21 protein-coding genes and 1 pseudogene are annotated in these 26,872 nt (G+C 45.1%); 9 read left to right on the top strand and 13 right to left on the bottom strand.

Features of this window, described 5'->3' with window-relative positions:
- Window positions 1-195: 195 nt before the first annotated feature.
- From fabV to AB4583_RS08195, 3 genes are all read right to left on the bottom strand, one after another.
- The gene (gene fabV, locus AB4583_RS08185) at window positions 196-1,398 is read right to left on the bottom strand and encodes an enoyl-ACP reductase FabV (protein WP_017060392.1); all 1,203 of its coding nucleotides are present in this window, start codon (window positions 1,396-1,398) and stop codon (window positions 196-198) included.
- A 221-nt stretch (window positions 1,399-1,619) separates the two neighbouring features.
- Entirely contained in the window at window positions 1,620-3,902 is a 2,283-nt protein-coding gene (locus tag AB4583_RS08190) for an acyl-CoA dehydrogenase (RefSeq protein WP_372116994.1), read from the bottom strand.
- Window positions 3,903-3,957: 55 nt separating this feature from the next.
- Entirely contained in the window at window positions 3,958-4,587 is a 630-nt protein-coding gene (locus AB4583_RS08195) for a TetR/AcrR family transcriptional regulator (protein ID WP_017065403.1), read from the bottom strand.
- Window positions 4,588-5,348: 761 nt separating this feature from the next.
- Here AB4583_RS08195 and AB4583_RS08200 point away from each other — a divergent pair.
- Both AB4583_RS08200 and AB4583_RS08205 read left to right on the top strand, forming a co-directional pair.
- Window positions 5,349-6,656: a TolC family outer membrane protein gene (locus AB4583_RS08200; protein WP_372116996.1), complete on the top strand. Its 1,308-nt coding sequence runs from the start codon at window positions 5,349-5,351 to the stop codon at window positions 6,654-6,656.
- On the top strand, window positions 6,656-7,267 hold the full coding sequence (locus AB4583_RS08205) for an OmpA family protein (protein ID WP_372116998.1): 612 nt from the start codon (window positions 6,656-6,658) through the stop codon (window positions 7,265-7,267). The genes AB4583_RS08200 and AB4583_RS08205 overlap by 1 nt, the downstream gene beginning before the upstream one ends.
- Before the next feature lie 276 nt (window positions 7,268-7,543).
- On the opposite strand, the gene nhaA is transcribed toward AB4583_RS08205, so the two are convergent.
- From nhaA to AB4583_RS08230, 5 genes are all read right to left on the bottom strand, one after another.
- On the bottom strand, window positions 7,544-8,710 hold the full coding sequence (gene nhaA, locus AB4583_RS08210; RefSeq protein WP_010441484.1) for a Na+/H+ antiporter NhaA: 1,167 nt from the start codon (window positions 8,708-8,710) through the stop codon (window positions 7,544-7,546).
- Between the two features lie 275 nt (window positions 8,711-8,985).
- A complete protein-coding gene (locus tag AB4583_RS08215) occupies window positions 8,986-10,134 on the bottom strand; it encodes a lipocalin-like domain-containing protein (protein ID WP_017068753.1) in 1,149 nt (382 codons plus the stop codon).
- The gene (locus AB4583_RS08220; RefSeq protein WP_372051937.1) at window positions 10,124-12,577 is read right to left on the bottom strand and encodes an ABC transporter permease; all 2,454 of its coding nucleotides are present in this window, start codon (window positions 12,575-12,577) and stop codon (window positions 10,124-10,126) included. The genes AB4583_RS08215 and AB4583_RS08220 overlap by 11 nt, the downstream gene beginning before the upstream one ends.
- Complete coding sequence (locus tag AB4583_RS08225; protein ID WP_017060385.1) at window positions 12,558-13,229, bottom strand: ABC transporter ATP-binding protein; 672 nt, start codon at window positions 13,227-13,229, stop codon at window positions 12,558-12,560. Before AB4583_RS08225 ends, AB4583_RS08220 begins: the two co-directional genes overlap by 20 nt.
- 122 nt (window positions 13,230-13,351) lie before the next feature.
- A complete protein-coding gene (locus tag AB4583_RS08230) occupies window positions 13,352-14,725 on the bottom strand; it encodes an MATE family efflux transporter (RefSeq protein WP_372117000.1) in 1,374 nt (457 codons plus the stop codon).
- A gap of 98 nt (window positions 14,726-14,823) precedes the next feature.
- Here AB4583_RS08230 and AB4583_RS08235 point away from each other — a divergent pair, with 98 nt between their 5' ends.
- Window positions 14,824-16,254 (top strand): DUF2867 domain-containing protein, encoded by a 1,431-nt coding sequence (locus tag AB4583_RS08235; RefSeq protein ID WP_017069903.1) that lies wholly within the window; start codon window positions 14,824-14,826, stop codon window positions 16,252-16,254.
- 125 nt (window positions 16,255-16,379) lie between these two features.
- Here the strand turns inward: AB4583_RS08235 and AB4583_RS08240 are convergent, their stop codons facing one another.
- The 3 genes from AB4583_RS08240 to rsuA form a co-directional block, all read right to left on the bottom strand.
- Complete coding sequence (locus AB4583_RS08240; protein WP_017060382.1) at window positions 16,380-17,039, bottom strand: DUF2913 family protein; 660 nt, start codon at window positions 17,037-17,039, stop codon at window positions 16,380-16,382.
- Window positions 17,039-18,256 (bottom strand): Bcr/CflA family multidrug efflux MFS transporter, encoded by a 1,218-nt coding sequence (locus AB4583_RS08245; protein ID WP_372117002.1) that lies wholly within the window; start codon window positions 18,254-18,256, stop codon window positions 17,039-17,041. The genes AB4583_RS08240 and AB4583_RS08245 overlap by 1 nt, the downstream gene beginning before the upstream one ends.
- A gap of 200 nt (window positions 18,257-18,456) precedes the next feature.
- On the bottom strand, window positions 18,457-19,152 hold the full coding sequence (gene rsuA, locus AB4583_RS08250) for a 16S rRNA pseudouridine(516) synthase RsuA (protein ID WP_017060380.1): 696 nt from the start codon (window positions 19,150-19,152) through the stop codon (window positions 18,457-18,459).
- A 97-nt stretch (window positions 19,153-19,249) separates the two neighbouring features.
- On the opposite strand from rsuA, the gene AB4583_RS08255 reads away from it, so the two are divergent.
- The 4 genes from AB4583_RS08255 (at window position 19,250) to AB4583_RS08270 (ending at window position 23,670) form a co-directional block, all read left to right on the top strand.
- The gene (locus tag AB4583_RS08255) at window positions 19,250-20,992 is read left to right on the top strand and encodes a DEAD/DEAH box helicase (RefSeq protein ID WP_017066075.1); all 1,743 of its coding nucleotides are present in this window, start codon (window positions 19,250-19,252) and stop codon (window positions 20,990-20,992) included.
- Between the two features lie 104 nt (window positions 20,993-21,096).
- A complete protein-coding gene (locus tag AB4583_RS08260; RefSeq protein ID WP_004734667.1) occupies window positions 21,097-21,495 on the top strand; it encodes a PepSY domain-containing protein in 399 nt (132 codons plus the stop codon).
- Between the two features lie 64 nt (window positions 21,496-21,559).
- On the top strand, window positions 21,560-22,219 hold the full coding sequence (locus AB4583_RS08265; protein WP_017060377.1) for a response regulator transcription factor: 660 nt from the start codon (window positions 21,560-21,562) through the stop codon (window positions 22,217-22,219).
- Window positions 22,220-22,323: 104 nt separating this feature from the next.
- Window positions 22,324-23,670 carry an ATP-binding protein gene (locus AB4583_RS08270; protein WP_372117004.1) on the top strand — a complete coding sequence of 449 codons (1,347 nt, stop codon included), beginning with the start codon at window positions 22,324-22,326 and terminating at the stop codon, window positions 23,668-23,670.
- Window positions 23,671-23,747: 77 nt separating this feature from the next.
- On the opposite strand, the gene AB4583_RS08275 is transcribed toward AB4583_RS08270, so the two are convergent.
- Both AB4583_RS08275 and AB4583_RS08280 read right to left on the bottom strand, forming a co-directional pair.
- Entirely contained in the window at window positions 23,748-25,055 is a 1,308-nt protein-coding gene (locus AB4583_RS08275) for an LssY C-terminal domain-containing protein (protein WP_137001720.1), read from the bottom strand.
- A 14-nt stretch (window positions 25,056-25,069) separates the two neighbouring features.
- On the bottom strand, window positions 25,070-25,699 hold the full coding sequence (locus AB4583_RS08280; protein WP_372117006.1) for a glycosyltransferase family 2 protein: 630 nt from the start codon (window positions 25,697-25,699) through the stop codon (window positions 25,070-25,072).
- Window positions 25,700-26,165: 466 nt separating this feature from the next.
- Here AB4583_RS08280 and rplY point away from each other — a divergent pair, with 466 nt between their 5' ends.
- A complete protein-coding gene (gene rplY / locus AB4583_RS08285; RefSeq protein ID WP_017060373.1) occupies window positions 26,166-26,444 on the top strand; it encodes a 50S ribosomal protein L25 in 279 nt (92 codons plus the stop codon).
- A 363-nt stretch (window positions 26,445-26,807) separates the two neighbouring features.
- Window positions 26,808-26,872: pseudogene (locus AB4583_RS08290) on the top strand (IS66 family insertion sequence element accessory protein TnpB); the annotation flags it as partial.

Raw genomic sequence — 26,872 nt, forward strand, 5'->3', positions numbered from 1 at the left:
TCCTGCTCTTAACTCTCTTCATCCCTTATTTCTACTCTTGTCCCCCTTCGAATCGCGGTAGCCGTATCCGCTCTTAAATCTCTTCGCATCCCGCCACTCGAATCCCATATCTGCTCTTAATCTCTTGAACCAAATAGCAGACAAAAAAATAGGCGCTCAATGAGCGCCTATTTCGTTTAGATTCGATAACTTGAATTAGATGTCAGCTACATCAAATTCAACAGCTGGGTTAACGTCAGCTTCGTAATCAACACCTTCAACACCGAAACCAAATAGCTTCAAGAACTCTTCTTTGTACTCTACGTAGTCAGTCAGTTCTTTTAGGTTCTCAGTTGTGATTTGAGGCCATAGGTTACGACAGTGATCTTGAATGTCTTCGCGAAGCTCAAGGTCATCTAGACGTAGACGGTTCACTTCATCCACTTCTGGCGCGCTGCCGTCTTCTTTGTATAGACGTTGGCTGAACATACGGAAGATCTGTTCCATACAACCTTCGTGAATACCTTCTTCACGCATCTTCTTGAACACCATAGCGATGTAAAGAGGCATTACAGGGATTGCTGAACTTGCTTGAGTCACTACAGACTTAAGAACAGCAACGTTTGCAGTACCGCCAGTTTGGCCTAGCTTCTCGTTCAGCGCTGTCGCTGCACGGTCTAGATCCATCTTAGCTTTACCTAGTGCGCCATCCCAGTAGATTGGCCACGTTAGTTCAGTACCGATGTAGCTGTAAGCAACCGTCTTACAACCGTCCGCTAGAACACCAGCTTCAGAAAGAGCATTGATCCAAAGTTCCCAATCTTCACCGCCCATTACAGTAACAGTGTCTTTGATCTCTTCTTCAGTTGCAGGCTCTACGCTTGCTTCGATGATTGTGTCTTTGTTCGTATCAACCGCAGTTGACGTGTACGTTTCACCGATAGGCTTTAGAGATGAACGAATTACTTCGCCAGTCTCTGGCATTTTACGCACTGGAGACGCCAGTGAGTATACAACCATATCGATTTGGCCTAGATCTTCTTTGATCAGGTCAATTGTTTTCTGTTTCGCTTCGTTAGAGAAAGCATCGCCGTTCAGGCTTTTTGAATACAGGCCTTCTTCTTTAGCTAGCTTGTCGAACGCTGCTGAGTTGTAGAAACCAGCTGTGCCCGGCTTTTTCTCAGTACCGGCTTTCTCAAAGAAAACACCGATAGTTGAAGCGCCGCCACCAAATGCAGCCGCAATACGTGAAGACAAGCCGTAGCCACTTGAAGAGCCAACAACTAGTACACGTTTAGGTGCGTTTGCGATTGGGCCTTGAGCTTTTGTGTAAGCAATTTGTTCTTTTACATTAGCTTCACAACCGACTGGATGTGTTGTAGTACAGATGAATCCGCGAATTCGAGGTTTGATGATCATATTCAACTTCCTTAAAAAATCAGGTTAAGGATAAAAGTTTCGTACGCAAATGGCATCTAATTTCTGTAAAAATGTGGCGAAAATGCAAGTGGTTGGAGCACTCAGTGAATATTTGCTGACTAAGTCACCATTTGTTAACGCCTCTATTGCAACTTCTACGACAAAAACAAAAAAGGCACCTAATAAGGTGCCTAATAAGGTGCCTTTTGTCATTTCTTTATCTAAGCAACGCTATTTAGCTTAGGTTTTAACTCTTTTCGCGTCAAAGTTTCACTGTAATCATGACTGAAGTGGTCAACTTGAATCGCTGCGTAGCGAAGTTTGTCTGCTGCAATGATTTGGTCAACTTCGTCTTGAGTAAGAACATCTGCCGCCAGTGCTTGAGCAAGTTTATCTTGCAATAGACCTTTACGAGCCACTTTGCCCTCTTTCACTGCTTTGAAGATCTTACGTTCGAGAGGCTTGATGCTGTACATCGCATTGAACGCATTCTCCATTAGGCCAACACTATCCTCTTCTTCTTGGCCTATGTAGCAAAGGTGAGTTAGACGTTCACGGTGTGCACCCGGAGTCATCAAGCTTTCTGCCAGTTGTACCGTTAGATTATCACTTGGTTTTTCAAAGTGGTTACCGACAGGGAAAACTAGACCTTTAAGTACTTTACCTACCATCTTGTTCGGGAAGTTTCTGTACGCTTCTTGTAGCGATTTAGCCGCGTTATGGAAACAGTGTTGAACCGCGTAGTGTACGTAGTCTAGGTCAGCTTGTTGACGACCTTCATCTTCATACTTCTTAAGCGCTGCAGACGCCATGTATAGGTAACTTAGACCATCACCTAGACGTGCAGAGATAAGCTCTTTACGTTTCAGTTCGCCACCTAGTGTAAGCATTGCGAAATCCGCACTCACTGCAAGCGCACGGCTCAAGCGAGTTAAGTCTTGGTAGTAAGGCTTCGTTGGACCGCTCATATCCGCTTTAATGAACTTAGAGCCTGTCAATGCCGCACCGAACGCACCAAACGTGTTCTTAGTTGCGTGAGAGATATGCTTGAACAACAAGTTATCGAAATCCTTCGCACCTTGCTTCTCATCTGGGTTTGCTGCCGCTTCCATTTCGCTTAGCACGTATGGGTGACAACGTGTCGCACCTTGACCGAAGATCATCAGGTTGCGAGTTAAGATGTTCGCACCTTCTACTGTGATAGCAACTGGAATACCTAGGTAAGGCGCAGCTAAGTAGTTCATTGGACCATCTTGAATTGCACGACCAGAGTGGATATCCATTGAATCATTCAGGATAGTACGCGCCATTTCTGTCATGTGATATTTCGCGATAGCCGTAACGATACCCGGCTTCTCTTTCATATCGAGTGAAGTAGTTGTTAGTGTACGAGTCGCTTCTAGTAGATACGTTAAGCCACCAATACGACCTAAACTCTCTGCAACTCCTTCAAACTTACCAATCGACATACCGAACTGCTTACGAACATAAGCGTATGCGCCGGTCGTTTTCGCCGTTAGGTGGCCCATCGCCGTGCCAAGTGCGGGTAATGAGATACCACGACCTGCAGACAGACATTCCACCAGCATACGCCAGCCTTTACCTGCGTAATCGGCACCACCGATCAACCATTCCATAGGAATAAATACATCGTGACCGCGTGTTGGACCATTCATAAACGCAAGACCAAGTGGGTCATGACGCTCACCAATCACAACACCTTCGTGGTCAGCCGGGATTAGCGCACAAGTGATGCCAATGTCTTCTTTGTCACCCAGTAGCTTTTCTGGATCGTGCAGTTTGAAAGCCAGACCAAGTACCGTCGCCACTGGTGCTAGTGTAATGTAGCGTTTGTTCCAGTTAAGCTTGATACCTAGCGTCTCTTTACCTTCGTGCATGCCCATGCACACAGTACCGACATCAGGGATACCACCCGCATCAGAACCCGCTTCTGGGCCTGTTAGTGCGAAACATGGGATATCTGTACCGTCAGCAAGACGAGGTAGCCAGTAGTCTTTTTGGTCTTGAGTGCCGTAGTGAGACAGCAGCTCACCAGGACCAAGAGAGTTTGGAACCATTACTGAAACCGCAGTACTGATACTGCGAGTCGCAATCTTAGTTACGATAGTTGAGTTAGCGTGTGCTGAGAATTCACGACCGCCATACTCTTTCGCAATAATTAGCGAAAAGAAACGCTCTTTGCGTAAGAAGTTCCACACCTCTTCAGGAAGGTCTCGATCTTCTTTTACAATTTGGTGGTCATCAAGCATAGCGAGCAAGGTTTCAAGCTCATTATCCATGAACGATTGCTCTTCTGCTGTCAGCTGAGGTTTTGGGTATTGATGCAGCTTAGTGAAATCTGGTTTACCAGAAAACAGCTCTCCGTCCCACCACACGCTACCCGCTTCCATCGCTTCTTTCTCGGTGCTAGATAGTGGTGGTAGTACTTTTTTAAAGAGTTTAAAAGCTGGGTCACTTACCCATTTTTGTCTTAGAGAGCTCATAGTTCAGATCCTTTTGTTCACTATATTGGTTGTGAATGTTTCGCTTTTTATTGTTTTATTCTTCTGCTGACATGCCAGCGGCTAAATATGGAATAAGAATATCGACCACGGCCTTAGCATCTATCTTTCTGTCATAGTCATTCTCTGCAATTTCTACCAGAGCCTGACTTGATGCCATGGTGAATACACAAGTCCCTAGGGTGAAGTGTAATCGCCAAAATAACTGTTCTTGAGTGAGGTTCGGATTCGCCTTCATTACAGATGTCGTAAACAAAGAAAGTACTTCGCTGTAGCGAGTAGTAATGAACCAACGCAAGTGTCCTTGCACATCCGTATAGCCTCTGCCGATAAGTAACATGAATCGGCTTGTACCATTTGGCCTAACATCATTAAGTGCTCTTAGTGGCTGTCTCAGAGACTCAAACACGTCACTCATAGAATACGTTTCGTTCAAGTTTAAGTTCACTAATGCATCTTGCAGTGCTGGCATAAATGCTTCTAAGTAACGATTGAGTACCGCACGAACCAGAGTCTTCTTATCGCCAAAGTGATAGTTCACTGAAGCTAAGTTGACATTCGCTTTACTCGTAATCGTGCGTAAAGAGGTGTCATTAAAACCGTGCTCAGCAAATAAGCCTTCAGCCACATCTAAGATTTTGTCTTTGGTTGTACTTCTTGGTGCCATTTCAATCACTCGTATTAAACAACTGTTTGAAATATACGCTTAGTACATTTATTTAACAAGCAAGCAACATCACATTTTCACAAATTGGTCGTACCAGTTAATAAAACTCAGCACTAACCGATTGAATCGCTGTGTGTTTACAAAAAAAGAAAAAAATAATGAATTTTCTTGGAACTGAAATGGAAATGGTGGGTCATAAATTATATAGAAAACAGCGTATTTAGAAGTTTAACAGGCCGTCAAACTTGTTCTTCTCACTGCTTTCTTAATTACTGCATTTTCCTTATTAACTCCTATACTTGTATCCGCCCAAACCACGTTGGTTTGGGCTTTTTTTTTGTTTGTTGTTTGGGACGAGAGTGAGCCTTACTTACCCCTCTTCACAGCTACTAACTACAACCTGAACAGCGCGACCGCCTCTTTATATGCTGTCATTTCTTCCTAAGAGTCGAACTACCATGCTTGGCACATTGTTATCACTGGAACTCGTATTTCAAACAACCTACTAGCCAACGTTTACCTATCTGAGTCCAAACCTAATACTACGTTTCCTCTATTTACGGTGCATCCATTCGAAGCTTGCCACTTGCTACTATTGGTAAATTAATCAATAAGGATAGAGACTTACATTCGAAATAAAGCCAACAAACTTAGCAATTTCTTGCAGATGTCCTAAGCTTCGTTTAATACCCTTTTCAATTAAGTAGTTAAACGCTTGTTGGGAAGCGGCGGGAGCTTTTAAAAGTAGAAGGAGACCTACTTTGAGACTGTTGAAATTACCTATTATGTGTTGCTTAGTTATTGCAGATCCACTCTCTGCTCAAACTTTAGAACAGGCCGTAGCCATTACCTTGGCTACCAATCCTGAGATAAAGAGTATCTTTAATGAGTTTGTGAGTGTACGGAAACGAAATGACGCCGCAGGTGGTGCTTATAGACCTAGTATCGACCTGGATGCTGGTATTGGTTACGAAGGCATAAACCCTGCACCAAATAACGGCCCCGATACCGATCTCACAAGAAAGGAAGCGACGATTTCCCTCACTCAATTGCTGTGGGATGGTTCCGCTACGCTGAACGACATTGATCGTACCGCCGCAGAAGCCGAGTCGGTACGTTTGCAATTGATCGCGGATGCCGAAGACAAAGCGCTGGAGGTAACACAAATCTATCTAGATGCAGTGAAAGCCACTGAAGTGCTGGCACTGTCAGAAAGTAATCTTTCAATACACAAGAAAATCTATAAAGACATAAAGAAACGAGCGAATTCAGGCATAGGTTCGACAGCTGATGTATCGCAGGTAGAAGCTAGGATTGCGAAGGCTCATGGTAATTTGTTGGCCGCACAGAATAATTTGATCGATACCCACACCCAGTTTAGACGAGTGGTGGGTCAAGAACCCCTAGGCTTAATTTACCCAAGAGCCGATATTTCTAAAATTCCTTTGTCGTTAACTGACGCCATTGTTGATGCATTAGACCAACACCCAGTGATCAAAGTTGCAAACGCAGATGTCGATTCAGCCCACTTCCAATACAAACAATCAAAGGGCGTGAACTACCCTACCTTCTCTATTGAAGCATCTCAGTCATGGCGTGATGATGCGGGAGGCGATGAAGGTTCGAGCCAAGAGACTTTGGCAATGTTGAGAATGCGATACAACCTCTACAACGGTGGTACCGATAGTGCTAATTCAGAAGCTGCAGCTTACCAACTCAATAAAGCAAAAGATCTAAGAGATCGTGCTTATCGACAAGTTGAAGAAGGCCTTCGCCTCTCTTGGAGTGCATTGGATCTGACGTTGCAACAAAAGAACTTCTTGTCTGATCACGTGGATTCGGCGTCAGAAACCGTTATCGCTTATGAGAAACAATATCGAATCGGTAAACGTACGCTACTGGATCTGCTTAACACTGAAAACGAATTGTTTGAAGCCCGCAAAGATTACTTAGATGCGCATTACTCTGAACAGTACGCTAAATACCGTGTAATGAACGCGACAGGCTCTCTATTGAACGCTCTACTGGTCGACATTCCAGACGAGTGGACAACGGCAGTGGAGTATTAATGATGAAAATACCTTACTTATTACTTCCCGTGTTAACGATGACTTTATTTGCCTGTTCAAACCAGCAGGAAGAGGCTTATATCGAGACACCTGAAGCAGAACAGATTGCAGACCTGCAAGACGATGATAGAGATGGTGTGGTGAACGCTCGTGATATCTGTCCAGGTACGCCTGAGACATCACAAGTCGACAATGATGGTTGTGGAGAAACGATTCTTGCGGAAGAAGTCAGACAACTAAAAATACTCTTTGCTCATGACTCATTTGAAGTGAACCCGATCTTCTCAGACCAGATCAGCACGATGGCAGAGTTTCTTGAAACCTACAAAAGTGCCTCGATTGAAATACAAGGCTATGCGAGTAAAGTGGGTTCTAACGAGTACAACTTAGACCTATCAAAAAAACGAGCAAACAATGTTCAAGACGAGTTACTGTCGAATGGTATCGAACCAGAGCGAGTGCGAATTATCGGCTATGGTGAAGAGCGCCTAGAAAGCGATGGCGACGACCCTACTTCGCACGCATTGAACCGTAAGGTAACAGCAACGGTTGTCGGGCTGAATGAGCAGATCGTCGAGGAGTGGACCATATTTACCACGCTAGAAAAATAACATGACACTGTCACTCTGGTCATCCAAAACGATCCGCAATTCATGCCGATCAAAATAATGAGTTGAATCTAGGAGTTTTAGATCATCAATAACTAACCAAACTAAAAATACTAGCAGTTAGGATCAATAAAGCCGAGATAGGAAACCCTATCACGGCTTTTTTGTTCTTTGCTGTCACATGAATCGGGGAGGATGATTCTGTGACTCGTCTTGCTACTCAGAAATTAGCTTGTTAATCAGTGAATAGGCTCGCCGTTAAACGAGCCTACCCGCTGATTATAGTTTTACTTCTTGTTGCTTTGCTGTTTTCGGTAAAGAAACGCTTAGCAGGAAGTAACCTAGAATTGCAGCTGTTGTAGATCCCATCAGGATGCCTAGTCGAGCTAGTGTGTCAAACTCTACATTCGTTGGGCCAAATGCTAGTGATGAAATAAAGATAGACATTGTAAAACCAATACCACACAGGACAGATACTGCGAAGATGTTCATAAAGTTCACACCTTCAGGGAGCTTAGCAACACCCAATTTCACCGCACCCCAGCTGAATGCAAAGATACCAAGAGGCTTACCAATCAATAGACCCATAGCGATACCAAGCGGTAGCATACCTGTTAGGCTTGAGATTGAGATACCTTCCAATGAAATACCTGCGTTTGCAAAAGCAAAGACTGGCAAGATTGCAAAAGCGACGTATGGGTGCAGAGCATGTTCTAGATGCTTCAGCGGAGAATGTTCACCTTTATTGCCTTTCAGTGGGATAGCAAAACCAATCACTACACCAGCCAGCGTTGCATGAACACCAGACTTCAATACTGCAAACCACAGAATTGCACCAACAATGAGATAAACACTCAGCTTAGTCACATGCTTGTTGTTTAGCATGAACAACACACCAGTCGCGATGAAGCCAACTGTAAGTGCAAGTGTTGATAGGTCGCCTGAGTAGAACAGAGCAATGATAACAACAACACCTAGGTCATCGATAATTGCTAAAGCCAATAGGAACACCTTCAAGCTAACCGGTACACGGTTACCAAGAAGAGCCATAATACCCAATGCGAATGCGATATCAGTCGCTGCTGGGATAGCCCAACCTTGAAGCGCTTCAGGGTTACTTGAATTAAATAGCACGTAAATAAGTGCAGGAGCTAGCATACCACCCACAGCTGCGATAGCTGGGAAGATTGCTGTCTCTTTAGACTTTAATGCGCCTTCTAAAAGTTCGCGCTTAACTTCTAAGCCGATTAGAAGGAAGAAGACAGCCATTAAGCCATCGTTAATCCAATGAGACACAGACATACCAAGAACGTAACTGTGAAGTACACCTTGGTACATTTCGTTCAGTGGTGAGTTTGCTACAAACATTGCGATCGCCGCAGCGATGACTAGTATGATGCCGCCAGCAGATTCCATTTTAAAGAAGTCACGGATGACGTCGGTCATGATTTCGCCCTTATATTTATTATTTAAATAAACGAATAACAAAGAATAACCACGAGTTTATATCCAAGTTTAATTGATAGATAATCACTTCTTCGGATGTTTAACTTCGGTTTTTCCTACAAATACTAAACAATACGTCGTATATTCCATAATGTTGTTATGCACCATGAATTAAGTATAGATGAGATCATCGAACCTGTATGCACAATTCATTGGGGGACGCTAAAAGGCGCAGGCATAAAAAAAGGCTATCAAATTATAGCCTTAGGTGTTTTTCAGTAGCCAGTTAACTGCATAAAGCCTGTCGCTTCATGGCTCCCGCTCGCCTTAATCGGCCCTTCCCAATATGGTATGACAAATGGAAGCCACATATCCCTGCGTATAATACGCGTTGTGAGGTTAATATCATGCTTAGGGACGTTAATGATCCACTGCAAAGGCATCCGTCTTCCATTCATCAACGTTGTATTTTGCAATGGTTGAATGGAAATGTCGGATTCCGTTAATTGGTAAACTTTGCCTGAGCGCGTTGCTAATGTCCCGAATATGTAAGGCAACTGTTGGTTATGACGATAGCGGTTAATGCTCAGCGCTGTGCCGTCATCGAGGTTAAATACAAACCAATCCCAACCTTGTTGGCCCACTCCAAGTAAGCCACTGCCCCACTCTTTATGTACCCACGCAGTTCCTTCCACTTCCTTGGTAACGCCGTCTAGGTTCAACACACCGCTCAACGATAAAAATGGAGCGCTGAAGTTATAAGACGCGACAGGTAATAAGTCGTGCTTTTTCTGATAACCGTTATCGCCGTTGAGCACATAGGGCCCTTTTGCAATGGTGTCGAGTTCTAGTCCAAACGTATCAGTTTGCACTTGAAGGCGCCCGGGGAATGGGGTGTTGCCGAGTGCACGCCAGTTCCAGTTATCAATCCAAAGTCTGAATGGACGATTAGTCATTCCCGCTTGGCCAATACCGCCACGAGCCATGCGCTGTTCTTTCCATACTTTGGACTTAGAAGAGACCACTACATTTGAGATATAGACTTGAGGGCTTTGCCACCCTGGTGTTTCACGTTCGTCCGTTGCGATACGGAAAAAGCTCCACTGGACCGAATAGTCTTTACCATCATCACCTTTCAAAGATGCAAAGTAATGCCACCACTCGTGCTGAAACTCTGGGTGGAACTTAAAATCTTGTGGTAGCGAAACATTACGGTCTGGCAAAACAGGTTCGAACACATTGAAGTGTTCATTAACCAATATTGAGTTAACTTCATTCACGCCCTTTTCACCAGGATCGATGAAATAGGAGTAATAACCCCAAACACTTAAAAAGATGCCGAAGAAACTGATTAATAGCAGAGAAGACAGAATTCGTTGTCTTAACTTAGTTGAAGTATTCCGTAAAAACATACTAAAGCGCATCCCTCAGTGACTTCATCGGAGTGTTCCGAATCATTCTCATCACTGGTAAAGCACCAGCTAGCATCAATGCTGCCATGGCCCATGCAAATATCTGCAAATAGTCCCAAGGAATCACTTGTAACTCGAGTGACCACCCAAAAGACTGCTTTATCACGATATCAACAATTAGGCTCGCTAACGCCAATCCGAGCGGAATCGCAATTAAGGAGGAAATAAGCCCAAACACAAACAACTGCAAACTACCTGTCAGGATCAGCTCTTTCGCCGAGACACCCAAACAGCGCTGCAAGGAAATATGCCTTTGGCGAGACACTTCTCCCGCAACCGTCGCGAAGAAGATACCGAAGACGGCGATAACCAAGGTGATGTTACCTAGTGTATCTGCAATCGCGAACGTCCTATCGAACACCCGCATTGCTTGACTGTGAATATTGTTGTTATCGAAAACACGCTCAGAACCAAGTCTAAATACGCTTTCCAATCGGCTGCGAAGCCCTAATGAATTCACATCGTCTTTGAGTATTACGCCAAGTCCGACATTACCCCGCCCTGCAAACCCATACAGCCAGTTTCGATGCGACATCATGACTTGATGGTAAGGGTTACCATAATCGTAATAAACACCGACAACCTGCCAACCAGAGCCGAGACTGTCATAGAGGTCAATGTAGTCGCCAGGCCGAATCCCCAGCTTGAGAGACATCGATTCACTGATCAACACACCTTTAGAGTGATGTAAGTGATACCAGTAATTCGGAATACCTAATTTGATCGTCAGCGCTTCTAGCTCACCTTCAGAAGGACCCGTACTGATCACCTGAATGCTACCAACTGGAGACGCCACATCTTTCTCCCAACGCCACCAAACCGAATCCACTTCAGGTTGGTCGGATAACCAATTACTCATACGAGCAGCGGCATTGTTGGTTGGGTAGATATACAGATCGGCAGCCAAACGCTGTGTTAGCCATTTATCAGTGGTATCTCTAAAGCTACCGACCATGGTTTCTACACCAATATTGGCTGTTAAGGCCAACATAAACGCCATCGTCGCCACGCCACGGTAACTCATACTGGAAGCAGCATCAGCAAAGAACCAGCGAGCGCGAACCCAACGCAACGAATAAGAGAGGCTGTTAAATAACTTCCACATCAAAAACGGGGTAAATAGCGCCACACTGATCAGCATTAGCGCGATAATCGCAAAACCCGTTTCTTGAGTCTGAGGGGCTTGATACACAGCAACAGCAGCAACCAAGAAGCCACAGCCAATCAACGCTTGCCAAGTGAACTCGGTACCCGCAAAACGCATCAAAGACAAACGAGAAGACAGACGAATCGGTTGAGACTTAAGTAAACGAACCAGTGGCCACGCACACGCTAAGAAAGCACCAATCAATGCCATCAGTAAGCTGTAACCACTCCAACGCCAATTCCAGTCGATCGTTAAGCCGACGTTAGCGTCGTATAAATCGCCCAAGCTTGAAGATACCGCTGGTAACAATTGGTTGGCTAACATGACACCGAATACATTACCGCAGATCCAGCTCAGTACGACCAATATCAACAATTCTAAGCAAAGCGCTTTAGCCAATTGCCAGCCCGATACACCTGTTTGTCTTAAGATTCCGACTAACGGTTGGCGCTGAATAAATGACAACGACATCGCTTGATAGAAAATAAATAAACCAACCACAAACGACAGCATACCCATCGCTTTTAGGTTTAAGTGGAACGCACTGGTCAGCGACTCAAGCTCTGCCTTAGAGCTACGAGAGATCGTCAAACCATTAGGTAACATATTTTTAAGACGTTCAAACTTCTCAGTGGGCATGTCTGAACAAGCAATCACTGAAAGCCCAGCACTGCGTTTAAGCATTCGGAGCAAGGAGATATCCGCAATCAACCTTGTACCATTAATCATATTATTTTGATCAACAACCACAGGACCAAGTTCAGAACCATCCATCAAAGGGATGTAATCACCGTTGTGCCATTCCATGTGTTCAGCAAGATCATCACTGACAAGGATTGGATATGGTGGCTTCATGAGGTTCAAAGCGGTGAGATCTTTTAACGCTATACCAGGTTGTAGCTGAAGCATAGAAACAGGATCTATACCGACAACCATGAAGTTTGCGCCATTTTCATCAGTGATACGATGGTGATCAAGAGGAGAACACTGTTGAAAACCTTCACGGCGAAGTTGGATATAAAAGCCTTGCGGGATTTTATTGGCGTTGTGTTTTGGTCGAATACGGTAAGGAAGAGGATTCGAAAAGAGTTTTTCGCCATGCGCATAGCTTTGTTTGGCGTGTTGGTTGATAGCAGTAACACCAACCAAAAGTGATACGCCGAGGGTTAAACCAAGCCATACCAAAATAATCTGCAGTGGGTAACGTCGATAGTGACCGAGTAGTGCCTTAACTACGGGCCATAACATGCAGTTGCCCTCCTTGCAGACGGATCCTACCATCCATATGCAGAGCTACTTTTTCACTGTGTGTTACCAACAGCAACGTACATTCTAATTGACGAGCCAAAGAGGTCAGCAAACGCATTACCGCTTCTGCATTACGCTCATCTAAACTACCGGTCGGCTCATCGGCCAGCAATATTTTTGGTTCCATATACAGCGCACGCGCAATGGCCGCACGTTGTTGTTGGCCACCAGACGCTTCTTCAGGGTAACGGCCAAGTAAAGGCATAAGATCTAAAGCAGAGAGAATCTGTCTCCAGAGACCTTTGTCTTCAGGTAAGCCTTTTAACTGGCGGCAAAAACGGATGTTATCGGCAATATTTAACGTTGGCAGTAAGTTGAATTGCTGAAAAATATGGCCAATGTTGTTTCTGCGATAAGCGGTGCGGTCACGCTCGGTTGAGTCGTGCATATTGAAGTGAGGAAAAGCGATTTCACCTGAGTCCGCTAGGTCTAAGCCCGCGATAAGATTCAGTAAAGTACTTTTACCTGAACCGCTTTCTCCCATTAATGCCAGCTGGTCACCTTGGTTTAATGTTAATTCAGCACCTTGCAAAACAGGGTGAAACTCCCCCCCATCGACATAGCCTTTACATAGGTCTGACAGCTTTAACATTAAACAGCTCGCATTAGTTAGAATTTGGAAGGAGAATCTACACTAATTCCCTGTTAGGAGGAAGTATTTTGAAAGATAGATCACACGCCAACGATAAAGTGATGCGATTGGTGCGCCCTACTTCAACTTCCTATCAAGTTTTTAATCCATTTTCTTGTTTTCATGCGATAGAGCGACCCGCCCCACTTGAGGACTTCTTCCGTTAGGAAAAGCAGATATACCCACTCAGGTGGAAACTTAAAATAGATAGCCGCGATGGCTGCCAATGGGATACCGATCACCCACTGAGCAATCAAATCTTGATAGAGGCAGAACTTCACATCACCACCCGCTCTCAACACCCCAACGATCACAGTCAATGGCACCGAGCGAATGACAATACCCACACAGAGGATCAGAATGAACTTCTCTGAGAGGGCTCTGGTTTCTTCCGTCAGTGCGCTAAAGGCATTAAGTATTGGCGTTTGAACGAAATAGAGAAAAACGGCTACAACAATACTAGTTAAGAAACACAAAATTGTTAAGCCAAGCGCTTGATAGTAAACCGCTTCATTGTTTTTCGCACCAAGTTGATTACCCACCAAAACAGCTGCCGCATTCGAAAGGCCAATCAATAAACTCAATGAGATAGATTCAACCGGCGTCATGACCGATAGCGCAGCCAGACCTTGAACGCCCGATTGCCCCATGATCGCGTGGTAAGCAAACAAACCACCCGCCCATGCTAAGAAGTTAAACGTGGTCGGCAGAGACAGCTTCAAGAAGCGAACCACCTTATCAATCGAAGCTGCCGCTTTAATATCGCAAAACTTAAATGCTAATAAATGCGTAGAGAAATAGAGATAACCAAACAAAGTCGCGACTTCAATCGCGCCACTCAGTACCGTCGCAATCGCCGCACCTTTGATTCCAAGCGCAGGAAAGCCTAAGTTACCGAAGATCAGCACCCAGTTTAAGAACACGTTAGACAGGATGCCGATACCGCTGAAAAATGTACTTAGCCCGGGTTTGTGCATCGCTCTCAAACCCACAGCCATACTGCTGACACACGATACCGCTAGCATGCTAAATGACGTAATTACGATGTATTCAACGCCTAAGTTGATGACCTCTTGAGAGTCGGTCGTCACGCCCATGATTTGTGCAGGAAATGAAACGAAAAACGCGATAGTCAGTAAAGCAAACAGTGTCGACACCAGCCACGTCAGCGCAGTGCTTTCTCTCACACCTTGTCTATTACCCGCGCCCCAATATTGAGCAGTAAGAAGAGCACCGCCCGTGGTCACACCCACCAGCATAATGGTCGTCACGAACATCGCTCGGCTCGCCACACCCACAGCTGCGATGTCTGCTTCGCCAAGTTGGCCCAACATCAATACATCCACCAAGCCTCGGCTTGAAAACATAATGCTCTGCAAGGTGATGGGCAGTGCAATCGCAATAAGCCTGCGAACAAAATCACCTCGTGTGTGATGAATAATTGAAGAGAGCAACATAGAGAGATACCTAAACGGAACGTATTGATGAATAAAGATAAATATCGCGCTATTATATCAATGTTCGGTTTTTAACCACAGATATAAATGGAGTAACAATGAAGAAAGTACTGGTTTTAGGCGCTTCTGGATATGTTGGTTCGCAACTCCTCCCTCTCCTGCTTGAGCAAGGCTATCAAGTCACGGCAGCAGCAAGGCATATCGACTATTTAAAGGCACGGACCGAGCCTCACGAAAGCTTATCGCTTGAGTATCTTGATCTGGCCGATCAAGCTGCGACACAAGCCTTAGTCCCCGACTTTGATCTTATCTTCTTTCTCGTCCATGGCATGGCGGAAGGCCACGACTTTATCGATTATGAGCTGAACTTAGCCCGTAACTTTGTTTCTGCTCTTGGGCCAAAGAATCAACACGTCATCTACCTGAGTTCTTTACAGCCTCAGACTGGTGATTCAGAGCACCTTCAAGCGAGAAAGAAAACCGGCGAACTGCTTCGTAAAGGGCCTGTACCCGTTACCGAACTTCAAGCTGGCGTGATCATTGGCCCAGGATCTGCGGCATTCGAGATCATGCGAGATTTCGTGTACAACTTGCCGATTATGATTGCGCCAAAATGGGTTGACTCTAAAGCCAACCCGATTGCTTTGCAGAACCTGAACCACTATTTACTAAAACTCGCACAAGACACGCCTAGCGAAAGCCAAACCTTTGAGGTTGGCGGGCCGGATATTGTCTCTTACCGAAACCAATTTGCTCATATTGCCAAAACCGCCGATCGTCCACTCAGGCTATGGGCGACATCGCTACTGACACCAAAGATTGCTTCATATTGGTTAGGCGTGGTGACTTCTGTACCGTCTAACATAGGTAGAGCACTACTTGCAGGCTTAAAGCACGACTTCATCGCCAGTTCGACCATCATTAGAGAAAAGTACCCTCAGAAGCTTATCTCGTTCGAAAATATGGTTGAACAAGCCATTCACGCTGAAGGAAACTTTGTCAAAAGCAATGTATGGGGCTTTGATAAAACCGCATTCAAACGCTGGCAAGCTGGGTATGGCTATTACCCGAAGAAAACAGGCGCAAGTATCACCTCAAGTGCTTCATTGGAATCGCTTTGGCATGTTGCTCAGCAAATCGGAAGCCCGAAGCAAGGTTACTTCTTTGCTAACACTTTATGGCGCACACGCGAATGGTTGGATGTTCTTTTCGGTGGCGGTGTACCGGTTCGACAAATGCCAGAAGGCCCCAACCTAAAAGTCGGTGACAAAATCGATTCATGGAAGGTCATTCGCTGTGAAGAGAATCAGTTTTTATCCCTGCTTTTCGGTATGAAAGGCCCCGGTTTAGGGCGACTCGAGATTACCGCCTCTGACCACGGTGACTCTCGCGAGCTGAACATTTCAGCGTGGTGGCACCCTAAAGGCTTTCTAGGGTTACTGTATTGGTTTGCTATGATGCCAGCCCACCTGTTTATTTTTAAAGGCATGGTGAAGGCAATTGAGAAGCAGGCTAAAGAACAGGATTAAAAGCAGATGCGAGATTCGGGTAACGGGATGCGAAAAGACTTAACAGCAAATTAGCGACACGCGCTATGAGAGACAAAAAAGAGCGGATAATTCCGCTCTTCGTATCTCTCATCTCGAATCCGCTATTAGCCGATAACGCTAATTGGGATCTCAGCCAGTTGGTTGCCTTGGTTAGCAGGGTAAACGATGTATTCACCGTGATACTTCACCGCAGACTTATAGTCCGTTACTTTGTGAAGCATGAAGCCCGCTTCCATCGCCGCTTGGATGAACTCAGCATGGTTGCCACGAACAAACCAGTTCATTGGCTTAACCATCAACTCCCCGTCGAAAGAGTCGTCACACTGTTTACCGCATAAAGCAAAAGAGTGCTCGCCATCGGTGAAGAATTGAATCTTGCCGCCAGTCGTTAGCTCGTCTTCACTCGATACGCTCCAACCCATCTCGTACATTTTGTCCATGAACGCTTCAACATCACTGTCTTTTAGCGTTTTAGGCTCTTCGCCTTCAGGGAAAAAACGTCCGTAAAACGCAGAAATACGTTTAAAGGTAAAAGTTAAATCAGAGTTGTTGCCTTTTGAGCGACCCTGTTTCTGCCAGCGAACTAAGTCAGGCACAATCACGCGATCATAAGCTTGAGATTTAATCGCTTTTGTTACCCAACGAACAAGATAAAGGTTGTTCGCGATAGGTGCGTCGATCGCTTTACCAGACTTATGCAGAGCATACAGCTCGCCCAGCGCATCGTTCACTAACTTCTGAATTTCAATATAGTATTTTGACATTATGCCTTCTTTCCTAATGTCCAATATAGTAATGCTGACAGTATTGCACATGCTGCCATCATCATAGCCATTGGCCCTGCAGTGTCACTTGGTAGCATAGCAACAATTGCCCCCACTACAGAACCAGTACCAAATCTTAATGTGCCTGCAAGCGAAGAAGCTGTGCCGGCCATATTCGGGTATCCGCTTAAAAGCAGTGCCATTGAGTTACTACCAATGGTAGACAGTGTGCCGATAAACAGCATCACAAACGGCACAATTCCCCAAAGCCCGAGATCCAATGCCCAACCGACAAGTAAACCTACGCCAGCCAGTAATTGGATGACCAGCGCTGCCCTCAACATTGTATGAGAACCGACCTTCTTAACGATTCGACCATTGATTGTCGTCATCAGAATCATCGCAACAATGTTCAGACCAAATAGGTAACCAAACAGGTCAGGACGTACGCCATAGACATCAATGTAGACAAAAGAGCCTGCGGTTAAGAATGCAAACATCCCAGAGAACGAGAATGCACCAGAAAAAATCAGGCCCATAGCGGTCGGGTTTTTACATAAACGAGCGTAATTACGAATCGTGGTTTTAAAGCGCAATGGTTGACGATTATCGACAGGCAGTGTCTCAGGAATTTTGATTATCACCGCGAGAATGACAATCACCGCAAAAATAGCCAATACCCAAAAGATTGAACGCCAACCGAACCACAATGCTAAGTAACCACCAATCATCGGCGCGATAAGTGGTGCAACTGTCATCACCAAGGTAACGAACGACATGGTTCTCGCGAAATCTTCACGGTCGAACATATCACGCACAACGGCTTGGATTATTACCGCCGCCGCCGCACCAGCAAAACCTTGAGCGGTACGGATGTAAGTCAGCGCTTCAATGCCATGAGTTGTCGCACTCACCATAGAAGCGATAGCAAACAAGAACACACCAATAAGTAGTACAGGCTTGCGACCATAGCTATCCGCCAACGGGCCATGCAGCAACTGCCCCAGCGCGAAACCTGCGGTATAGGCTGTTAGCGTGATTTGTACCTCACCCGCCGTCACACCAAGATCTTTAGCAATGGTCGGCATCGCTGGCAGATACATATCAATGGCTAGCGGAGTAAGTGCACCAATCGCACCTAGAATCAAAAACAGCACTAAGCCTAATTGAGGTGTTTCTAGTTGGGAGCTTTGGCTCTGTGAGGTCGATGTTTGCATGGTTCTCCGAATGTTCAACTGATAGAGCTAGGGACTAGCGTGAGTACGCGAGTCAAAGATTGGCTGAGACTTTCCTAGTACCAGTCAACATCATCAGCCGACGCTATCCATGGTCGGCTTTACAACGAAAGGGCTATTTCCAGCAAAAGTGGTCTCTTGTTAAGAACAATTTCTTGTTAAGAGCAACTTCTAGCTAAGGACTACTTCCAGATTGAATCGACTTCTTCTTGCGTTAGGTAACGGTATTCACCTAACTCTAAAGATTCGTCCATCTCAATTTCGCCAATACGTTCACGGTGTAGTGCTTCTACCTTGTTACCAAGAGCAGCAAACATACGTTTAACTTGGTGGTATTTGCCTTCGTGAATCGTTAGCAATACTTCACGCTCTGCACGAACTTCTAGGTGTGCAGGAAGTGTTAGGCCATCTTCGCTCTTAAGCTGGATGCCCTCTTTGAATTTTTCAACGTAATCGTCTTCAACAGGTTCAACCAACCACACACGGTACGTCTTCTCGCACTTGTGCTTTGGCGAAGTGATACGGTGAGACCACTTACCATCGTCGGTAATCAATACAAGACCTGTTGTATCAATATCTAGACGACCAGCAAAGTGCAGCTTGTCCATTTTGATTTCATCAAGTAATTCAAACGCGATACGATTTGCGCCATCTTCATGCGAACAAACAAAGCCTTCTGGCTTATAAAGCATGATGTAACGTGGGCCGTGAACATTCAGTTCATTGCCTTGCCATTCCACAACGCACTCTTCAGTTACCTTGAGTGAGCCGCTTTTTTGAATGACATCATTTACTGTCACTGCCTTGGATTTTAATAAGTGTGTTGCTTCTCTTCGAGTGACGCCTAATGCATCGCACAGAAATTTATCTAAACGCATGAATACCTCAACTAATCTAAGTCGGGTATTATAGTCACCTTTGCTCAATTAGTTGAGCTATTTCACACTATTTGTTTTCCTTCTTACAAGACGCGATATGTATACACTCCGCCCGTACCAAGCTGATTCTGTAAAATCAGTGATTCATTACTTCAGAAAACACCAAACTCCGGCAGTGCTCGTGCTTCCGACAGGTGCAGGAAAAAGCCTTGTGATTGCAGAGTTAGCAAGGCTTGCGAAAGGTCGAGTGTTGGTGCTTGCTCACGTAAAAGAGTTGGTTGAACAGAACCATGAAAAGTATGAAGGTTACGGGCTGAAAGGCTCGATTTTCTCTGCGGGTTTAGGACGCAAAGAGACCGACCAACAAGTCGTGTTTGCTTCGGTGCAATCTGTGGTGCGAAATCTCGATTCATTCTCTAACCAATTTTCGCTGTTGGTTATCGACGAATGCCACCGTGTTCCCGATGAAAAGACCAGTAGTTATCAGAAAGTCATCACTCACTTACGCGAGAATAATTCGGGCATCAAGGTGCTTGGATTAACAGCGACCCCATATCGTCTTGGGATGGGTTGGATTTATCAATACCACACTCGCGGTCAAGTGCGTTCAGATGAGCCACGTTTCTTCCGCGACTGTATCTTTGAGCTGCCGATTCGTTACCTGCTCGATGAAGGTTTCTTAACTCCTGCACGCATGATTGATGCACCCGTGTTGAGCTATGACTTTTCGCAGTTAAAGCCCGCGAGCACTGGTCGCTACAAAGAAGCAGAACTCGACATGGTGATCGAGCAATCGAAACGAGCGACCCCACAGATTGTCGATCAGATTATTCACCTAGCCCAAGATAAACTAGGCATCATGGTATTCGCTGCGACCGTTCGACACGCGCAAGAGATCCTCGGCTTATTGCCAGAAGGTGAAGCTTCAATTGTGATTGGTGATACACCAACTCTCGAACGTGACCAAATTATCAGCGACTTCAAAGAACGTAAAATCAAGTTCTTGGTTAACGTATCAGTATTAACCACAGGTTTTGATGCGCCACACGTCGATTTAATCGCGATTTTGCGCCCGACAGAATCCATCAGTTTGTATCAACAAATCGTTGGCCGTGGCTTACGCCTATCTCCGGGTAAAAAAGAGTGTTTGGTGCTCGACTATGCGGGCAACAGTTACGACCTCTACCAACCTGAGGTTGGCGACCCTAAACCCGATTCAGACAGTGAAATCATCACCATCCCTTGCCCTGCGTGCGGCTTCAATAATAACTTTTGGGGCAAGCTAGACAGCAATGGCTTCTTGCTTGAGCACTTTGGGCGCAAATGCCAAGGCTACTTTACCGATGAAGACACGGGCGAGCGCGAGCACTGTAATTATCGCTTCCGAGCGAAATATTGCGGTGAATGTGGTGCTGATAATGACATTGCTGCGCGCATTTGTCATGAGTGCGATGCAACCTTAGTCGACCCAGACAAAAAGCTAAAAGAAGCACTGAACCTAAAAGATGCCTTGGTATTTGAATGCTTGGAAATGGACCTCAACGTGCTTAAAGACGAGAAAGGTAAATCACAACTTAAGGTCACCTATCGCGGAGAAAACCAAGCGCAAGTGCATGAGTTTTGGTCATTAACCAGCAAAAAGCAGAAGCAGAACTTCAAAGACCAGTTTGTTCGCCCTCACCTTGCAGACAGACATCGCCCTTTTGAGGAAGCCTCACCAACGAAAGTGGTTGCTCACCAACATAGATTCCGCCCACCTCAATTCGTGATTGCACGTAAAGTCGGGCGTTTTTGGAAAATGAGAGACAAGATATTCGAAGACGAGCTTCAGCAACGTTAACATCTCATTTTTTGAGAACCTAAATCTCATTATTCATCAGGTTCACTTTCTGTTCAGAATTACTTTTTTATACTGAACGCTATCAACCTTCTCTAGGATTCGCTATGTTTAGTAAAGTTATGATTTCTATGTTTTCTTTAAGCTTAGGCTTATGTGTCGCCGCTAGTGCGTGGGCTGACTCAGATCATAACGGTCATGATCTTGTACAAGATGTCCATAAAGCGGGAACCCGTATCGAATTTGAAGAAGATCAAGACGAAGTCTACGAAGCTGTACGCGAAGGCTATATTCGCCCTTTCTCAGAAATGTATGCGGCCGTTGAAAACGATCTTCATGGCAGAATCATTAAAGTAGAGCTAGAAGAAGATGACGACATTTGGGTGTATGAACTAAAAATCAATTACCAAAACAACATCATCAAAGTCGAATACAACGCTGAGACGTTAGAAATGCTTATGATCAAAGGCCGCAACTTTAAAGACGCAATTAAACACGGCGAATAATTCAGAGCCGCAACTTTACATTAAGCACGACGAACAGTCATTAGAAGAAATTAGAAGAACAATTATGAAAATTTTAGTCGTTGAAGATGAGCCTCGTTTGGGCCAACAAATTATTGAAACACTTGAGGGGGCCGACTGGGTTCCAGAGCTCTCTCAAGATGGTATCGACGCACTCTACCGTGCAACGTCAGAAGAATGGGACGCGATTGTCCTCGATTTAGGTTTACCTAAGCTTGACGGCCTAACGGTATTAAAAGGCATTCGAGACGAAAACATCAACACGCCAGTGATTATCTTAAGTGCTCGTGACACGCTAACTCAACGTGTTGAGGGCTTGAACGCCGGTGCTGATGACTACCTAACTAAGCCATTTGAGATGGTCGAGCTGATTGCCCGTATCCGAGCTCAACTGCGCCGAGCATCAGGCAGTGCTGCTCCGATACTTCAAATCGGTGATCTAAGCCTAGACACACGCAGTTCTAAAGTGTTGTGGCAAGGTCAAGCAGTTAGCCTCACGGCGCTGGAATATAAAGTTGTCGCGTACTTCATGCATAACCAAAACAAGGTTATCTCGCGCACTGAGTTGGTTGAGCATATCTACAAGCAAGACTTCGACCGAGACTCAAACACGGTTGAAGTGTTCATCGGTCGTATTCGTAAGAAAATCGCACCAAAGATCATCAAAACCGTTCGTGGCCTTGGCTACCAACTGAATGCTGAATAGCTCAGTCGTCAATCACGCCAAGAGCAACCATTAATTAAGTGGACAGCCTGTTCTGATCATCGCAATACGATAAGTTACGATGAGCAAAGGCAGGTTGGAAATGCATGAATCTAAAGAAACGAACACTTAAAAACATCAGTTTAAAAAGCCGCTTGCTCCTTGCTGCGGCTTTTTGGCTAGGTGCGATGATATTAGCGGCTGGTGTCGGGATTCCGAAACTGGTTAACGACTACCTCGTCGATGACATGAAGCAGCAGCTTGGCTTAACCATGGATGAGTTAACCGCCAATATCGAAACCAATGACAGTGGTAACCTGATCATGGCAGAGCGTCTGTCTGATCCTAGGTTCAACCAGCCCTACAGTGGTATTTATTGGCGCGCCGCTACCCAAGAGCAGATCATTCGATCTCGCTCGCTATGGGATAAAGACCTCACCATCAAGCGTTCACCGATTCACACATCAGTCAAAGGGCCAGAGAAAGAAAAGCTGATTTACATCGAGCAAGATATCTACCTGCCTGAACTGAGCGACCCTGTCACGATCACCATTGGTATTGATGAAGATCCATTAGAATCCACACTGACAGAGCTTACCGGTCAAGTCTGGTTGATCCTAATGTTGCTGTTTGTTGGCGTGCTGATGTTGATCGGTATTCAAGTCAGTTGGTCGTTATTACCGCTCAGCAAGATGCAACGCGAACTGGTAATGCTAAGAAACGGCGAGCAACAAGGGTTAAGCGATAACTACCCGAAAGAGGTTTCTCCATTAGTCTCTGACCTCAATGCCCTGCTCTTTCACTATCAAGAGTTATTAGAACGAGCTCGTAACCACGCGGGTAACTTATCTCATGCGTTGAAAACACCGCTTTCAGTTCTAAAAAATGAGATAGAGCGACTTCCAGAGGATGACAAGGCACTGCTGCAACAGCCCATTCATCAGATTCAAAGCCAAATTGATTATCACCTTAGCCGCGCTCGTATGGCAGGTGCAATGAACATTCTTTCGGTGAAGTCTTCACCTTGTGAGCGTGTTGAAGCTATCTCAAAGGCGTTTGATAAAGTCTACGCAGCCAACGAAGTCACCATAATTAACGAGCTAGACTCTGAGATTGAAGTGGCGGTAGAAAAAACCGACCTTGATGAAATGGTCGGCAACCTACTCGAGAACAGTTACAAGTGGGCTGGCAGCATTATTCGCGTCCATGCAAATGAACTCGACGATGGCAACATAGAGTTGGTGATTGAAGATGATGGCCAAGGCATTCCTGAAGAGAAGCTTGAGCAAGTGACCAAACGTGGCGTCCGACTTGATGAAACCACACCAGGAACAGGCTTAGGGCTTAATATCGTAAATGAAATGGCACACAGTTACCGAGGCAGCCTAACGCTCAGCAAGAGCTCAATGGGCGGCTTAAAAGCTTCTCTGGTGCTTAAAGTAAGTAAAGGCTGAACAAGCTAAGTAAAAGTTAAACACAATAAGCCCTAACGTAATGCTAGGGCTTAATTCTATCGACCTTATATACAACTCTATATATCGTTCACAGCAACATCCAAAGTTTGTGAATTATCACTAAGGGTCGTTGCTCCAATCGTTAATACCCTGCCATCAGTGTAATAGTCATGATCGTCATTGATCACTTCCACCGTTGCTAATGGGTACTTGTCTAACTCGATGTCTGGTAGTAACGTTCGTATCTGATTAGCAAGCCGATCTCGCTCTTCATCAACATTAGGGTCAATGTTATGAAGCACGGTCACAATGCCTGAGTAAGGCGTGACTTTAAGGCCATCATCATAGCTAATTGCGCCTAACCACTGAGGCTGGTTAGTTTTAATATCAACACCTGCACGCCACCAACGAATATGGCTGCGCTTCATCAGGTTACCCGGCAATTGAAAAGCCATATCTTGCGGCTTGTCTCGCCAATATAAATCAGACACTGGCGGCGTTTTTTCTCTAAGCAATGCGAGATAACCAACCCATTCAATCTCATTTCGAGAGAAGGTTTGATTCTCTATCCAGCCTAATTGCTTCATTAAGTCTCTTGGGGTTGCTCCAACATAAATTACGTTGATCGCTTGCGCCGAGTAGAACGAAGATTTACCGGGGAACGCTTTATAGGTAACCGAGTTCCAGTCGACTTTGTTTATTTGAGCCGTATCTGGTTGATTCTGAAAGTCATCCGCTTTCCAGAAAAAGTGAGCGTAGTTCGCAAACAATACCCACGCCAACAACAGCGCACTAGACTTAAGTACTAAGCATCGCCACTTCATTCGGTAACCGATAATGGTGAAGACTAATACCGCGAACACACCAACGATCAAGCTATTATGCTCCGAGATAAATATCTTAAGGCTATTAAGCCACGGGAAGTTTTCAACGCCGTGCGCCAGTAACATGCCCCAAGCAATGAACTGCCCTCCACCAAGGGCCAAACCGATAAACGCCAACACACTAAAATTACGCCACGGTACACGATGCGAGCCAGCTATAAATGGCACAACCCAAGCGATAGGCCCTAATAAACGAGCAAAAAGAATGATGTATGTGCCTTTGCGAGCAACCAGATAGCGGCAGCGCGCAATTAATCTTTTGGTTTTAGGGCGAAACTTAATGAGCCTTCGTTGCACCTTAACACCGTATTTATAACCAATGAAATAACTGAGTTGATCACCAAGCAAACCACCTAGCATCACCAAAACCAACGCCATCCATGCACCTGAATACAGTTGAAAGCCCGCTGCGATAAAGAACGGCTCTCCCGGTACAAATAGGTTTGGGCCAATGAGAGCATCACCCAATGCTCCCAGAAACAACCCTAGTCCATCAAACATAACAACCTCAATGCTTACTGTTCTTTGTAGTGACCAAACTTGTAGTTCATCTCGTTATTACGCATTTCTCCTTTAAAGAAGCGTCTTACATTGGCTTTAAGATAAGTAGAGCCTGTCTTCACAACGCCATCTTGGTCTAAGCGACGAGGGTCAAAACCAAAAGTCATATTTAGGAATCTAAATCGCCATGTTTTGCTCGCACGTTTTACGTAGTCACAATCTTCACACAGGACGATCTCTTCATCAAAACCGCCGATCTCATCATGCGCCCGTTTAGTCGAGAAAATACATGCGCCAATCGCCGTCGGGAAAAAGAACTGAGTAGTAAACAAGCCTGCGTTAAATAGCCCGTAACCAAACTTGTGTACAAGCGGCAAACCTTTCGAGCTCATGTACACACCCGCCACTTCAAGCTTCTTCTCTTCTAGTTCATAAAGCGCTTTCGCAAGGAAGTTTCGAGGCAAGCTCACGTCAGCATCTAAGAAAAGGATTCGGTTGTATTGCGCCAATGAAGCACCCGTGTTTCGGCCAAGGCTCACACCACGGTTTTCCATGTGATGCACCGTTAATTTTGGCAACGCGTTTTCATAAGCTTGCGCCACTTCTCTGGTGTTATCTTCACTGTTCGAGTCGACAACAATCACTTAAAACTCTTGGTGGGTTTGCACGCTCAACTCTTCCATTAAGCGGCTAATGCGTTTCTCTTCGTTTAGCGTAATTACGACAATGCTTACCGGTTTCATATTTTCACCTATTCATTCTGCTGTTTAATTAACACTAAGATTAACGAACTAAGACTTAACCAAGTCTTAGGCAAACATTCATTTTCCGTTCATTAACTTGATGATTTAGCAGTGATATAAATAGATAAGGATTGCGATGTAAAAGGGAGTAAAATGCGCTAAACAAGCGTTAGCGAACGTTTTATCTCCAAACGAACCCATTATCGAAGGAAATTCACTTTGAGATGGGCTTCTGACTTGCTCATATTGGAATGTGATGTTAGTATCCGCGCTCGCTTAAGCATGAACTTTTATGTTTAAGCATTACCACACACTCAAGGTCGCATTGAGGTGTGAAGTTAATTTTTACTAATTTGAGAGTAAAACTATGAAATTTGAAGCAGTAGTACGTACTGAACTAGGTAAAGGTGCGAGCCGCCGCCTACGTCACGCTGGTAAATTCCCAGCTGTAATCTACGGTGGCGAAGCTGAAGCTGTAGCTATCGAACTTGTTCACGCTGACGTGATCAACCAAATGGACAAGCCTGAATTCTACGAAGCAATCACTCTACTGATTGACGGCGCAGAAGTTAAGGTTAAGCCACAAGACGTTCAACGTCACGCGTTCAAGCCAAAAGTTGAGCACATGGACTTCATCCGTATCTAATTCCCTACCAAGGAATAAGATTGGATTAATCCAGCCTTCTGCATAGAAAAGATAATCGATCTTACCAGTCGAGAAATCTAGAAATTCGAAACCCCGATGCTACCAACATCGGGGTTTCACCGTTTTTGAGCCCTCAAAAACGTCGTAAATCTCGCTCAATACACTGAAAATAATCAACTTTCCTCTTCCAATTGCCTGTAATAGTAAGCCACTGTTAAGTACTGCAATAATAGTTAAATCACTGAAATTCGCCGGACTACCGTGCTGAATTTGTTGCTTCACGGTAAGCGTGCCATGAACACCGCATTCTAATCCTTCAGCACGAAGAATAAGATCAACTCTCCAACCCAAAGGAGAGTTGAAATGGCAAAACGACGTACCAACCTAGAATGGCAATCACTGTTTGAGCAATATGAAAGCAGCAGTGT

This window comes from Vibrio sp. 10N.222.49.C12, assembly GCF_041475025.1.
Taxonomy (GTDB): Bacteria; Pseudomonadota; Gammaproteobacteria; order Enterobacterales; family Vibrionaceae; genus Vibrio; species Vibrio crassostreae_C.

Coding starts and splice junctions, on each gene's coding strand:
- AB4583_RS08240 (WP_017060382.1), bottom strand. CDS start 17,039: ATGTCAAAATACTATATTGAAATTCAGAAGTTAGTGAACGATGCGCTG.
- AB4583_RS08255 (WP_017066075.1), top strand. CDS start 19,250: ATGTATACACTCCGCCCGTACCAAGCTGATTCTGTAAAATCAGTGATT.
- AB4583_RS08220 (WP_372051937.1), bottom strand. CDS start 12,577: ATGTTATGGCCCGTAGTTAAGGCACTACTCGGTCACTATCGACGTTAC.
- AB4583_RS08190 (WP_372116994.1), bottom strand. CDS start 3,902: ATGAGCTCTCTAAGACAAAAATGGGTAAGTGACCCAGCTTTTAAACTC.
- AB4583_RS08245 (WP_372117002.1), bottom strand. CDS start 18,256: ATGCAAACATCGACCTCACAGAGCCAAAGCTCCCAACTAGAAACACCT.
- AB4583_RS08215 (WP_017068753.1), bottom strand. CDS start 10,134: ATGCGCTTTAGTATGTTTTTACGGAATACTTCAACTAAGTTAAGACAA.
- nhaA (WP_010441484.1), bottom strand. CDS start 8,710: ATGACCGACGTCATCCGTGACTTCTTTAAAATGGAATCTGCTGGCGGC.
- rsuA (WP_017060380.1), bottom strand. CDS start 19,152: ATGCGTTTAGATAAATTTCTGTGCGATGCATTAGGCGTCACTCGAAGA.
- fabV (WP_017060392.1), bottom strand. CDS start 1,398: ATGATCATCAAACCTCGAATTCGCGGATTCATCTGTACTACAACACAT.
- AB4583_RS08195 (WP_017065403.1), bottom strand. CDS start 4,587: ATGGCACCAAGAAGTACAACCAAAGACAAAATCTTAGATGTGGCTGAA.
- AB4583_RS08205 (WP_372116998.1), top strand. CDS start 6,656: ATGATGAAAATACCTTACTTATTACTTCCCGTGTTAACGATGACTTTA.
- rplY (WP_017060373.1), top strand. CDS start 26,166: ATGAAATTTGAAGCAGTAGTACGTACTGAACTAGGTAAAGGTGCGAGC.
- AB4583_RS08260 (WP_004734667.1), top strand. CDS start 21,097: ATGTTTAGTAAAGTTATGATTTCTATGTTTTCTTTAAGCTTAGGCTTA.
- AB4583_RS08235 (WP_017069903.1), top strand. CDS start 14,824: ATGAAGAAAGTACTGGTTTTAGGCGCTTCTGGATATGTTGGTTCGCAA.
- AB4583_RS08265 (WP_017060377.1), top strand. CDS start 21,560: ATGAAAATTTTAGTCGTTGAAGATGAGCCTCGTTTGGGCCAACAAATT.
- AB4583_RS08275 (WP_137001720.1), bottom strand. CDS start 25,055: ATGTTTGATGGACTAGGGTTGTTTCTGGGAGCATTGGGTGATGCTCTC.
- AB4583_RS08230 (WP_372117000.1), bottom strand. CDS start 14,725: ATGTTGCTCTCTTCAATTATTCATCACACACGAGGTGATTTTGTTCGC.
- AB4583_RS08225 (WP_017060385.1), bottom strand. CDS start 13,229: ATGTTAAAGCTGTCAGACCTATGTAAAGGCTATGTCGATGGGGGGGAG.
- AB4583_RS08270 (WP_372117004.1), top strand. CDS start 22,324: ATGAATCTAAAGAAACGAACACTTAAAAACATCAGTTTAAAAAGCCGC.